Annotated in this window: 13 protein-coding genes; 3 read left to right on the top strand and 10 right to left on the bottom strand. The window is 62.9% G+C overall.

The annotated features are described in order from the left end of the window. Position 1: 1 nt before the first annotated feature. The 4 genes from AC1D0I_RS06985 to AC1D0I_RS06970 all read right to left on the bottom strand — a co-directional run bounded on the left by AC1D0I_RS06985 (position 2) and on the right by AC1D0I_RS06970 (position 4,350). A complete protein-coding gene (locus AC1D0I_RS06985; protein ID WP_477300918.1) occupies positions 2–1,099 on the bottom strand; it encodes an ABC transporter ATP-binding protein in 1,098 nt (365 codons plus the stop codon). A gap of 3 nt (positions 1,100–1,102) precedes the next feature. After that, complete coding sequence (locus AC1D0I_RS06980) at positions 1,103–1,969, bottom strand: carbohydrate ABC transporter permease (protein WP_477393958.1); 867 nt, start codon at positions 1,967–1,969, stop codon at positions 1,103–1,105. A gap of 2 nt (positions 1,970–1,971) precedes the next feature. After that, complete coding sequence (locus AC1D0I_RS06975; RefSeq protein WP_477394038.1) at positions 1,972–2,868, bottom strand: carbohydrate ABC transporter permease; 897 nt, start codon at positions 2,866–2,868, stop codon at positions 1,972–1,974. A gap of 162 nt (positions 2,869–3,030) precedes the next feature. Then, positions 3,031–4,350: an ABC transporter substrate-binding protein gene (locus AC1D0I_RS06970; RefSeq protein WP_477393956.1), complete on the bottom strand. Its 1,320-nt coding sequence runs from the start codon at positions 4,348–4,350 to the stop codon at positions 3,031–3,033. 168 nt (positions 4,351–4,518) lie between these two features. Here AC1D0I_RS06970 and AC1D0I_RS06965 point away from each other — a divergent pair, with 168 nt between their 5' ends. Then, positions 4,519–5,304, top strand: coding sequence for an IclR family transcriptional regulator (locus AC1D0I_RS06965; protein ID WP_184871614.1), 786 nt, complete (start codon positions 4,519–4,521; stop codon positions 5,302–5,304). A 63-nt stretch (positions 5,305–5,367) separates the two neighbouring features. After that, positions 5,368–6,207: an amidohydrolase family protein gene (locus AC1D0I_RS06960; RefSeq protein WP_477393954.1), complete on the top strand. Its 840-nt coding sequence runs from the start codon at positions 5,368–5,370 to the stop codon at positions 6,205–6,207. Here the strand turns inward: AC1D0I_RS06960 and AC1D0I_RS06955 are convergent. The 3 genes from AC1D0I_RS06955 to AC1D0I_RS06945 are packed head-to-tail and all read right to left on the bottom strand — an operon-like array spanning position 6,204 to position 9,105. Continuing rightward, positions 6,204–7,358 (bottom strand): extracellular solute-binding protein, encoded by a 1,155-nt coding sequence (locus AC1D0I_RS06955; RefSeq protein WP_477394036.1) that lies wholly within the window; start codon positions 7,356–7,358, stop codon positions 6,204–6,206. The two genes, AC1D0I_RS06960 and AC1D0I_RS06955, sit on opposite strands and share 4 nt — an antisense overlap. A gap of 32 nt (positions 7,359–7,390) precedes the next feature. Further along, positions 7,391–8,551, bottom strand: coding sequence for a CaiB/BaiF CoA transferase family protein (locus AC1D0I_RS06950; protein WP_477393952.1), 1,161 nt, complete (start codon positions 8,549–8,551; stop codon positions 7,391–7,393). 2 nt (positions 8,552–8,553) lie between these two features. Then, complete coding sequence (locus AC1D0I_RS06945) at positions 8,554–9,105, bottom strand: MaoC family dehydratase (protein ID WP_477393950.1); 552 nt, start codon at positions 9,103–9,105, stop codon at positions 8,554–8,556. A 199-nt stretch (positions 9,106–9,304) separates the two neighbouring features. On the opposite strand from AC1D0I_RS06945, the gene AC1D0I_RS06940 reads away from it, so the two are divergent. Beyond that, positions 9,305–9,451: a hypothetical protein gene (locus AC1D0I_RS06940; RefSeq protein ID WP_477393948.1), complete on the top strand. Its 147-nt coding sequence runs from the start codon at positions 9,305–9,307 to the stop codon at positions 9,449–9,451. A 46-nt stretch (positions 9,452–9,497) separates the two neighbouring features. Here AC1D0I_RS06940 and AC1D0I_RS06935 read toward each other — a convergent pair whose 3' ends face one another. From AC1D0I_RS06935 to AC1D0I_RS06925, 3 genes are all read right to left on the bottom strand, one after another. Next, the gene (locus tag AC1D0I_RS06935; protein ID WP_477393946.1) at positions 9,498–10,505 is read right to left on the bottom strand and encodes a Tim44 domain-containing protein; all 1,008 of its coding nucleotides are present in this window, start codon (positions 10,503–10,505) and stop codon (positions 9,498–9,500) included. Between the two features lie 74 nt (positions 10,506–10,579). Further along, positions 10,580–10,879 (bottom strand): TFIIB-type zinc ribbon-containing protein, encoded by a 300-nt coding sequence (locus tag AC1D0I_RS06930; RefSeq protein ID WP_477394034.1) that lies wholly within the window; start codon positions 10,877–10,879, stop codon positions 10,580–10,582. A gap of 166 nt (positions 10,880–11,045) precedes the next feature. After that, positions 11,046–12,035, bottom strand: a complete 990-nt coding sequence (locus AC1D0I_RS06925) for a zinc-dependent alcohol dehydrogenase family protein (protein WP_477393944.1) — start codon at positions 12,033–12,035, stop codon at positions 11,046–11,048. Positions 12,036–12,135 lie beyond the last annotated feature (100 nt).

Genomic DNA, 12,135 nt, shown 5'->3' with positions numbered 1-12,135 from the left:
GTCAGCTCCGCAATGTCTTCCCGGTGTCGGCGGCAAACAGATGTGCCTGCGACATGTCGAAACTCATGGCGATCCGCTCGCCGGATTTCAGCGGCCTCGGGTTCAGCATGCGCGACACCCAGTCAGTGCCGTTGAATTCGACGAACACCAGCGTCTCGTTGCCGAGCGGCTCGGTGACGGTGATCGGCAGCTCGATCTGGTGGACGTCGGCGGCGCCGCCGGAACTGATGCCATGGCCGGTCGGATAGATATCGTCAGGCCGCAGCCCGAACACCACCTTGTCGCCGGTGGCGACATTGGACTTGAACTGGCCAGGCAGCGGCAGTTTTTCACCGCTGGCGAAAACCATCTGGCCACCATCGATCGTGGCTTCGTGCAGGTTCATGGGCGGCGAGCCGATGAAGCCGGCGACGAAGCGCGTCGCCGGCCGCCGGAAGACCTCGTCGGGCGTTCCGACCTGTTCGATGTAACCGTCGCGCATGATGACGATGCGGTCGGCAAGCGTCATCGCCTCGACCTGGTCATGGGTGACATAGATCACCGTCGACTGCACCTTGGCATGCAGCTTCTTGATTTCGGTGCGCATCTGCGTGCGCAGCTTGGCGTCGAGGTTGGAGAGCGGCTCGTCGAACAGGAAGACGTCGGGATCGCGCACGATGGCGCGGCCCATGGCAACGCGCTGGCGCTGGCCACCGGACAGTTGCGACGGGCGGCGGTCGAGCAGCGTGTCGAGGCCGAGGATGGCCGAGGCCTCGGCGACGCGTCGGTCCATGTCGTCCTTGGCCGCACCGGCGATCTTCAGGGAGAAGCCAAGATTCTCGCGCACCGTCATATGCGGATAGAGCGCATACGACTGGAACACCATCGAGATATTGCGCGAGCGCGGCGGCAGGTCGTTGACGATGCGGCCACCAATCTCGATCGAACCGGCGCTGATCTCCTCCAGCCCGGCGATCATGCGCAGCGTCGTCGACTTGCCGCAGCCGGAGGGGCCGACCAGCGCGATGAATTCGCGGTCGGCGATATCGAGATCGATACCGTGCACGATCCCGACATTGCCATAGCGCTTGGTCAGCTTGGTGAGGGAAACGGTTGCCATGGGTCAGCCTTTCACCGCGCCGGAGGTCAGGCCGCCGACAAGGTGTTTCTGGACGATGTAGGTGAGGGTGAGCGCCGGAATGATCATCACCACGGCGAGCGCGCACATGCCGCGCCAGTCGATGGTGAACTCAGCCGTGTAGTCGAGCAGGCCGACCGGCAGCGTCTTGGCGCTCACCGAGCGGGTCAGCTGCGAAGCCAGCGCGAATTCATTCCAGCAGGTCAGGAAGGCGAAGATGGCGGCCGACGCGATGCCCGGCCCGGCGAGCGGGAACTCGACCTGCCAGAACGCCTGCCAGCGCGTGCAGCCGTCGATCTGCGCCGCTTCAGCGAGGTCCTTCGGCACCTGGCGGAAGAAGCCGTCGATCAGCCAGATCGTGAACGGCACGTTGAGCGCGACATAGGCAAGGATCAGTCCGAAATGCGTGTCGATGATGCCGAGCCGCACATAGAGGAAGAACAGCGGCAGCGACAGCGCGATGCCTGGCACCGTCCGCGTCAGCATCAGGCCGAGGAAGACGCTCGACTTTCCGCGGAAGCGGTAGCGCGCAAACGCATAGCCGCCGGCCATGCCGATGGCCACCGCAATGATCGTCGACGTCACCGAGATGATCAGCGAGTTGCGGAAATACTCGATCACCGGGATGCCGCCCCTGCCGATGCCGCTGAACATGGCGACATAGGCGTCGAACGAGATCTCCTGCGGGATCCACACTGGCGGCTTGGCCATGATCTCGACGGTCGGCCGCAGCGACGACAACACGATCCACAGACCGGGTAGGCAGATGGTCAGCATCGCCAGGAACAGGCCGATGCGGTAGACGATGCCTGTGAGCCGGCGCTTCAAGCGGGCGGAAGAATTCTCGTCCATCTTCACCACTCCGCACCGATCTGCGTGCGCGCCGCGGCGAGCTTGTTGAAGAAATAGACCGTGAAGGCGATCGACAGCAGGATCGAGAAATAGGCCATGGCGTTGGCCATGCCCATGCGGCCGTCGCTATAGGCGGTGCGCGCCACCAGCGTCCACAAAAGCTCGGTGCGGCCCGCAGGTCCGCCATCGGTCATGATCTTGACGATGTCGTAGGCGCGCGCCACGTCGAGCGAGCGGATGGTCATGGCGATGTAGGCGAAGGGCATGACGAACGGCCACGTCACATAGCGGAATGTCTGCCATGGCGTGCAGCCGTCGACGCGTGCCGCCTCGATCGGTTCCTTGGGCATGGCGAGCAGGCCGGCCAGGATCAGGATGGCGAAGATCGCGGTCGACGACCAGATTTCGGCGATCGAAATGGCGATGAAGGCGAGATGGCTCTCGATCAGCCACGGTATCGCGTCCTGCGTGACGCTGAGCGACTGCAAGGCATTGTTCACGAGGCCGATATTGTCGTTGAACATGAATTTGAATTGGAAGCCGACCAGGATCGGCGAGAACATCATCGGAAACATCATCAGCGTGCGCAGGATGCGCTGGCCGCGCGTCGCCTTCTCGACCAGCATCGCCAAGCCGAGGCCAAGCAGCATTTCGAGATTGAGCGCGATCGTCAGCAGCAGCACGGTGCGGCCGAACGCCCACCAGAAATCGGTGTTGGACAGGATCGAAAGATAATTCCGGAAGCCGATGAAGACGAAGAAAGTCTCGGGCCGCGTCAGGCGGAAAGGCGTGAAGCTGGAATAGAGCGACAAAAGCAGCGGCACCACGACAACCGCCACCAGCACGATGACAGCCGGAAGCAGCAGCAGGAATGGCGGGGATGGCTTGAAGCCCTTCATCAGGATCCTGTGGGGTGTTGCATTCAACTATCGGTGCCTCTTCTTCGTCGAGGCCCGGACCGGGGAACGGAAGGCTATCATGGATCGGTCAGCACACTCGCCCCGGCAAGGCGCGATCGCCTCCCCCATCGCTGATGGGGGAGGCCGTCTTGGGAGCAGTCGCTAGAGCTTGCCGGCGTCCTGGAGGATCTGCGTCGCCTTGGCGGCGGCCTCATCCAGTGCCTGCTTGGAAGTCTTGTCGCCGAGGATCGCCGCCTGCAGCTCGGGATAGACGGCGTTCGAGATCTCGATCCACTCAGGCGTCTGCGGCACGGCAAAGGCGTGCGTGGCTTCTTCCTGGAAGGCGGCAAGGACCTCCTTCTTGTAAGGGTCGTTTGCCGCTTGCTGCAGGTCCCAGTCCCAGACCGCGGTGCGGGTCGGCAACGGACCAGCGGCGGCCTCGAGCTTCTGGCTGTCCTCGTTGGTCAGCCACCACACCAGGGACGCCGCGGCCTCCTTGTTGGGGCAGTTCTCGGTCACCGAGAAGCCGTGGAAGCCGGACCAGCCGGTGCGCTTGCCCGACGAGCCCTTCGGCGCAACCTTGACGCCGACATTGCCGGCGACTTTCGACGACTTCGGGTCGTTGAAAAAGCCGGCCCAGCCCGGCCAGTCGAGGTTGATGGCGACGGTGCCTGAAGCAAAACCCTGTCCAAGGTCGTCCCACAGATAGTTGGTGGTTCCGGCGGGCACGGCCTTGGCCTTGTAGAGGTTGACGAACCAGTCGAGCGCCCTGATGCCGGCTTCGGAGTTGAAGACCGGCTTGCCGTCCTTGTCGAGATACTCGCCGCCTTCGGCGACCACCATCTCGTAGAAACGGCCATTGATCGCCTCTTCCTTGCCGGCGAACTGGGTGCCGTAGAAATTGGGCGGCTTGGCGAAGAACTCGGCCTGGTCGGTGACTTCCTTCCAGGTGTCCGGCGGCACCAGATCATAGCCGTACTTGGCCTTGAACTTGGTCTTGTTGTCGGCGTTCTCGTACAGGCTCTTCTGGTAGTAGAGCGCCGAAACGTCGAACTGCGCGCGGGGCAGCATCTCCAGCTTGCCGTCGATGGTTGCCGACTTGATCGTCGAAGGCACGAAGGCGTCGATCTCTGCCTTGGGCAAGAGCTTGCTGAGGTCGGTGTAGAGGCTCGTATACTGCGGCGCGAACGACGAATGGTTCCAGCCGACGCACCAGTTGGTGCTGCCCGAGGCGATGTCGGACTTGAGCTCCTTGTCGATGTCGAAGCCGTTCTTCTTGGTCAGGATGTTGACCTTGGCGCCGGTCAGCTTCTCCCATTCGGGGATGCGCTCATAGAGTTTTTCATATTGCTGGCCGCCGATCAGCTTGGCGTCGATGGTGACGCCTTCGAACTTGCCGGGCAGGTCGCCGGCAAGGGCAGCGCCTGCACCGAATGCAAGCAACAATGCGCCGGCGGACACGCCGGAAAGCAATCTGTTCATTGGTATCCTCCCTTGGTGCGCCTCACCGGCGACCGCAACTCGTCTGATGACAAGAAGTGCTACATTCATATACAAACAAAACATTCACGGGTACGTCAAGGCGAAAATTGTTTCCGTCGGCTGCGTTCCTGCGTATATGAAGAATCGAATTCACTGGAGAGATGCGCCATGGATGACAGCGAAGACGAGCGCTATCGCGCGCCTGCGCTCGACAAGGGGCTCGACATCCTCGAACTGCTGGCCGGCGTGGACGGCGGCCTGACGCAAGCCGAAATCGCCAAGAAACTCGACCGCAGCCCCAACGAATTCTACCGCATGCTCGACCGGCTGGTGCGGCGCGGCTATGTCACCCGGCTGGATGGCGACCGCTATTCGCTGACGCTGAAGTTGTTTGGCCTGGCGCAACTGCATGCGCCGGTGCGGCGGCTGGTTTCCTACGCAACGCCGCTGATGCGCGAGCTGGCAGAGACATCGCAGCAGGCCAACCAACTCGTTGTTTTTGATCGTGGTTCCGCCGTCGTGATCGCCCAGCAGGAGGCACCGAACTACTGGGGAATCTCGATCCGCGTCGGCTCGCACATCAGCCTGTTCGACACCGGCTCGGGCCATGTGTTGCTCGCCTTCCGCTCCCAGGAAGAGCGGCAGATGATGATTTCCGAGCACGTCCGCAGCACCGACAAGACCGCGCAATCGGCCGAGTTCTTCGCCCGGCTCGACCAGATCCGCGACCGTGGTTACGAGATGATGGCTTCGATGCAGACCGCCGGTGTCTTCAACCTGTCGGCACCGGTGCGCAGTTCCGACGGCAAGGCGATCGCGGCACTGTCGATTCCCTACATCACCGTCGTCAACGCGCCCTCCGCGCCTGACATCACCAGGACCATCGAACTGTTGCTGGTCACGGCCGAAAAGCTGTCGCACCTGGCCGGATCGGCGGTCGGATCGTCGACATGAATTCTTATTTGAATGAAGAATTCCTCCGTGAGATGATCTGACGACCCAAGAGGAGGAGCTACAGTGATCGTCGATACCCATCTGCATCTCATCGATCGTTCGGTGCTGCGCTATCCCTGGCTTGCCGGCGTGCCGGCGCTTGACCGCGATTTTTCCTATGAGGAATACGCCGTGGAGGCCCACCGCGTCGGCGTCGGGCGCGTGCTGCATATGGAGGTCGACGTCGATCCGGCGGACATCGAAGCCGAGACCACTCGTGTCGAAAAGTTGTCGATGCAGCCCGGCAGCATGCTGGCCGGTGCGATCGCGTCCTGCCGGCCGGAACAAGCAGACTTTGCCGCCTATCTCGAGCGGCAGCGGACAGATCCCTTCGTCAAGGGTTTCCGCCGCGTCCTCCATGTCGTGCCCGACGATCTCTCGGACGGCGCGCTGTTTCTGGACAACATCAAGCGGCTTGGCGGCACCGGCCTGACCTTCGATCTGGTCGTGCTGCCGCACCAGATTCCCAAGGCGATCGCGCTTGCCGACCTGGCGCCAGATGTCCAGTTCGTGCTCGACCATTGCGGTGTCCCCGATATCAAGGGCAGTGGCGAACATCCATGGCGCGAACACGTGAGCGAGATCGCGCGCCGCCCGAATGTCATGGCCAAGATTTCCGGCGTCGTCGCCTATGCCGATCCCGGCAGTTGGACAGCCGGGACGCTACGGCCCTATGTCGAACACACCATCGATGCGTTCGGCTGGGACCGCGTCGTCTGGGGCAGCGATTGGCCGGTCTGCACGCTTGGCGGCGGCCTCTCGACCTGGGTGGCCGCGACCCATGCGCTGCTTTCAGGCTGCAGCGTCGATGAACGCGACAGGCTCTTGTTCGCGAATGCCCGCAAGCTGTGGCGGCTCGACTAGCTGGGTTCGTTCGTTCTCGCCGCAGCGCGGGACACCTGCACCGGAACACTTTCTCGGAACAGGCGATTGAGATCGGCAACGACCTGACCAGCCCGGTGCCTGGATGTCAGGCCGGCGACGATGCGGTCGGACGCCGCCTGCTGGAACGCCATGTAGCCGTCATGGCGCGGCCGCACCCATGAGCCATCCAGCGTCACGCGCGTATCGCGATAAAAGTTGCCGGTCGCGGCGTTGACCATCTGATCTTCCCACGCCGCGGCATGGCCGGGCTGGCCGCCCGCGGCGGCATAGGCACCGCGCTGGACATCGCCGCTGGCGACCCAGTAGGCGAAGTCGATCGCTGCATCCTTTGCCTTGGAGAAGGCTGAAACCGCTATGCCGGTGCCGCCAAGCGCCGAACCGATGGGGCCGCAGGAACCGATGACCGGGATATCGGCGAAGGCCAGGCGGTGCGTGCGGAACCCAGCCGTCGCATAGGAGACGTAACCATAGATCAGCGGCGCGCAGACGATGCGGGAATCGGCTTCTACCATGCGCTCCGAGACGGCGATCGGATCCATCTCGAAGCAAGTCGGGTCGACCAGTGCCGCGATCTCGCGCATAGCCTCGAAGACGTCGCTGCCGGTCTCAATGTCGATGAGATCGTGGGAGGGATCGGTCGCGCAGGCATGACCGAGATTGCCGGCAAGCGTGTAGAAGACCATCAGCGAATGGGGCGGCCGCAACGGCAACAGCACGCGGCCTTGCCGGGCGAGATCGAGCACCTCGCTCCAACGCGATGGCGGCGCATCGAGTGCATCCGGCCGCCAGGCCTGGACCTGTGTTGCCGCGTCGATCGGGAACGCCCACTGCCGTCCCTGCCAGCTGTAGCTCGGATAGGATTTTCCGACGCTGCCCGAGGCAAGGGCCGCGCGCTCCGCCTCGCGGCCGGTGAGGTCGAGCGGCTCGAGGCAGCGCTCCGCCGTGATCTGGCCGACATGCGGATGATCGATGACGATGAGGTCATAGGCCCGCGCCAGTTCCTCGACCGGGAAGGACTCGAAATCCTGCAGCGAGCGCTTGTCCCATTCGATGGCAACGCCGGTCGTCTGCTTCCACAGCGACGAGCAGGCGACCATCGGATCGTAGCCGCGCGGATGGCTCCAGGTCATGCCCCTGAGGACGGGCACGGGCGTGGGCTCGCTCACAGCCCGAACTCATCGCGGATTGCAGCACTGTGCTCGCCAATGCGCGGTGCCGCCCGTTCGACCTTGGCTCTGACACCGTCGACCCTGAGCGGCGAACTGGTGGTGAGGATCGAGACGTCGTCCTCGCGCGTCACCGTCTGCAGCATGTCGAGCGACTGGAACCCTTCGCTCGCCAGCATTTCCGGCCAGGTCAGCACCTTGGCGCACCAAATGTCGGCCGGCTCCAGGATACCAAGCCACTCGTCGATGGTTTTGGTGGCGATCCTTTGCGCGATGATCGCCTTGATGTCGTCGCGCGCCGTGAACCAGGATGCCGGTTTGTCGCGATAGGGCTCCAGTTCGCCAAGTGACAGCAGGTCGGCCAGCTTGGGGATCGGCGTCATGGCGATGGCGAGGTAACCGTCCTTGGCCGGGTAAACGCCGTAAGGCGCCGAGAGATAGGCATGCGCGCTGCGGAAGCTGGAGCGCCGCGGCAAGCGACGGCCGTCGTTGAGATGCGTGGTCAGCACCTCGAACTGGAAATCGACCAGCGCTTCCAGCAGGCTGGTTTCGATATGGCTTCCCTGGCCGGTGATGCCGCGCCGCACAAGTGCTGCCAGGATGCCTTGCGCGCAGGCGGCACCGGCCAGCATGTCGCCGATGGCGAGCCCGAACGGCACCGGGCCCTGGTCCTCGTCGCCGTTCAGCCACATCACACCGGAGCGCGACTGTGCCAAAAGGTCCTGGCCCGGGCGCTTGACCCATGGGCCTTCTTCGCCATAGCCGCTGATCGAGGCGTAGACCAGGCGCGGGTTGATCTTGCGGACGGCCTCGTAGTCGAAGCCGAGCCGCTCGATGACGCCCGGCCGGAAATTTTGGATCAGCACATCGGCCTTGGCCAGCAGGCCGCGCAGCGTCTTGAGGTCGGCCTCGTTCTTGAGGTCGATGGCAAAACTTTCCTTGGCCCGGTTGATGGCATGGAAGATCGTGGAATCGCCGCCGATCTCGGTGTCGCTGAGATAGAGCCGGCGCGACAGGTCGCCGCCATCCGGACGCTCGATCTTGATGACGCGGGCGCCGAGGTCGAGCAGCCTGAGCGAGCAATAAGGCCCGGACAGGAACTGGCTCATGTCGACGACGACGAGACCGGTAAGCGGCAATTCGGCTGCTGCCGGCATCGCTATTTCTCCGTCTTGCCGACAAAGTCGGCCGGGTTGCGGTACTTCACCGTCTGCAGATGCTCGCAGTAGAGAACGAGTTCGCCTTCGCCCTTGAACACCTCGTAGCTGGCGCGGATCAGCCCCATCTCCTTGTAGCGCGGCTTCTTGTCGAGGTTGGAGCGGATCGAATAAATCGTGTCGCCAATGAAGACAGGCTTTATGAAACGCAGTCTGTCGTAACCATAGGAAAAGGCATTGATGCAATTGGTGGCGACCAGCCCGAGGCCAGCCGAGAATACGAAAGCGCCGGCGATCAGCCGCTTGCCGAAAATGCCTTCCGTCTCGGCAAACATCTGGTCCTGCACATAGGGGTGGATGTCGAGCACCAGGGTGTTGAACAGGTGGCTGTCGCCTTCCGCCATGGTGCGCCGCAACGAGCGGATTTTTTGGCCCACCGGCCAGTCCTCATAGAACCAGTTTTCGGCGTTCCAAACCGGCAGGGCGGCGTGCTCCTCAGGCATGTTGGCGGGGTGCGTCGAGGCGACGCCGACGGTGGGCGCGAAACCGTTCATGGTCGGCTCCGCCAGCCCTGTGGCGGGCACCGCAGAGGTGCTGGAGCACGCATCAAAGCGCCTGAAAGCACGACGTTTCCTCCGGTCAATCTTCTTTTGTAAATAGTATTTTCACATATGGGGCTACGTTGCAAGCATGAACAGGCGAAATCTAGGCCGTTCCCGCGCGCCGAAGCGCTGGCGGGCAGGGGAGCAAACAATGCGCAATGCCTGTCTGGTATTTATCGGCCGCTTGAATCGCGAGACGCCTGTATTCTCAGGGCGCGACACCGACATCGGCATGCTGACCGACGCCGGACGGGCCATCGAGATCGGCACGCCGATGTGCGTCAGGAACGTGCGCTGAACGCCCGCAACTACTGTCGAGGCCTCGGAACAAAACTGGCCGGGGCTCAAGCCTGTTGGATTGCCGAGAGCTTCCAGTTCGAGCCGTTCTCCCGCATGAATGTCCACAGCTCGGTCGTCTCTGTCGGATGCTCATCGTCGCCTTCGACGACCTTGCCGGTGGCACGTTGGCGCATCACGTCACGAGATTCGTAGCGCAGTGCGGCCGTGGCGTAGTCGCGGTCATCCTCGCGCCAGCTTTCCGCGATGTCGGCCTGCAGCAAAGTGATGTCCGATACGTCGTTCCTGAGACCCTTCTGGGCATTGTCGGCCAGCTCTTCGGACAGATAGGACACCATCTCGGGGGTCGTCGCCCGGCGTAGGGCGGCATGGTCTTCGCGCCCGAATGCTTCCTGGACGTCAGTCAACAGCTGCTGGAATGCGTCGAGGTCGGTCTGAGCCAGCGTGATCTCCTCGGAACCGGTGGCTGGAGAGCCTCCACCCGAACCGCCGCCAAAACCGGGAATTGTAAAGGAGCGTGCCGTGTCCGCCTGCTGCTGTACCGTTGCGCGGTTCTCAAATCTCGAAGCCTGGGCATTGGAAGATTGTGCATTGCCTGCACCGGCCAGTGCCGAGGCAGGGCCGCCCGCGGATTGCGACCGGAAGAAGCGAATGGCCAGCATGATTGCGCCACCTATGAGCAGGGCCTGAAGCAGGAAACCGAACATGCCGGCCAGGCCGCCGAAGCCTTGGCCGACGAGCAGGCCGATCAGGCCGCCGAGCAGCAGGCCGCGCATCATCGTTCCACCGAAGCCGCTCATGAAACCGGGCCTCTGCAGGCCAGCCTGCGGTTGCCGCACCGGAGTGTTCACGCCGGTGTTGGGCGTCATGGAACGCTCGACCGGAGCGGTCGGCGCTGGTGCCGTTCTGGTCGGCGGTGCCGATTGGAACGTACGCATGCCACGGCTGCCGAAACTGCCGCCGCGACGAGCCTCGGCATGCTCCATCGCGACCATGGAGAATGCAAGGACCAGCCCTGCAATCAGGGCGGCAAATCGGCTTGAGCGAGAAGTCATCGGGGGTGGCCTTTTTTCGATGTGGTTTCGGAAATTTTCAGCAAACGCCGGCCCGGATGCCGGGCATCATGCGGTCAATCGAACAACTCTTCGAAGAATGATTTCTTCCGCTTCGGATAGCGGTGGCCCTGCGAGCGGGAATAATCGTCATCGCGCCCTTGGCCCTGTTGCGGCTGGGAGAATGCTGCCGGCTGTGGCTGTTGCACAGGCGCAGCGTCCCTGCCGGAACGCTCGATGATCTTGTCGAGTTCGCCGCGATCAAGCCAGACGCCTCGGCACTGCGGACAATAATCGATCTCGATCCCCTGGCGTTCGCTCATCACGAGCGCGACGCGGCAGGAGGGGCAAACCAAACCAAGGAGGGAAGATGTCATCAGGGGCTCCAAACCAAAAAAGAATGAGCCCGCTTGACCGAAAAGAATGGAAACGGGCCCGTTATAGCGGTCCGACATCACAATCGCCAAGGAAGCGACAGTCAGAGGGGCCCGGCCCGCACAAGGCAATTAGGAATGCAGAGGCGCGCCTTCAAGGGATTGTTGCTCAAACCGTCACCACAATCTTTCCGAACTGCCGGTTCGATTCCAGGAAGCGATGCGCCTCGACGATCTGCTCGAACGGGAAAGTTCTGTCGATGATCGGCCTCAGCGCGCCGGTCCCCAGGCCTTCGAGGATGAACGCTTTGGCCGCTTCCAGCTTCGCCGGGTTGCCGGTGATCTCATGGACGAGATAACCGCGCAGCGTCAGCGTCTTGGCCAGCACGGCAAACAGCGGGAACGGCGTCGGCTCGCGGCTGAGGCCACCATATTCGATGAGAATGCCACCCCGCGACATCGCCGCCGTCAGCGGCTCGAAGATCGGGCCGCCGATCGCATCGAACACGACGCGCATACCTTGCGGCCCGGCGATTTCATCGAGCCGTGCGGCCAGATCCTCCTCGGTAGAGGCCACCACATAGGCCGCGCCGGCGTCGAGCAGGGCCTGCGCCTTGGCCGATGTCCGCGTCACCGCAATCGCGGTCGCTCCAACCCTGTTGGCGATCTGGATCGCTGCAAGCCCGACACTGCTCGATGCCGCGGTGACGACAACGAAATCTCCGCTGTGCAGCCTGGCGATATCGATCAGCGCGCCATAGGCGGTGAGGTATTGCATCCAGACCGCCGCCGCCATTGGCCAGTCGAGCGAGGGCGGGTGCTTGACGACGAGCCCGGCAGGATAGGTGGCGAGCTCGCCATAGGCGGGCCAGCGGATCATCGATTGCGGCGGGATGATGCTGACGCTGTCGCCTGGCACAAAATCCTTCACACCTTCGCCCACTGCCTCGATGATGCCCGCAGCCTCAAGACCAAGTCCGGAGGGCAGCGTCGGCGTTTCGATATAGTCACCCGCGCGCAGCAGCGCCTCGGCGCGGTTGAGGCCGAGCGCCTTGACGCGGATTTGAACTTCGCCCGGCCCCGGTCCGGGAAGCTCGACATCCTCGATGCGCAGGACCTCGGGACCACCATGCTGGTGGAAGCGAACAAGACGTGCCATTCGGGTTACTCCAAATTATCTGAACCGAATGAGCTATGCAGGCAAGATTCTCGGCGATAAATGGCTATAAAGGTAGAACAGTAGAAACCAGGAGTTCTGA

It is taken from the genome of Mesorhizobium sp. P2_D1 (assembly GCF_056404455.1).
This window is presented reverse-complemented; position numbering and strand designations above follow the sequence as displayed.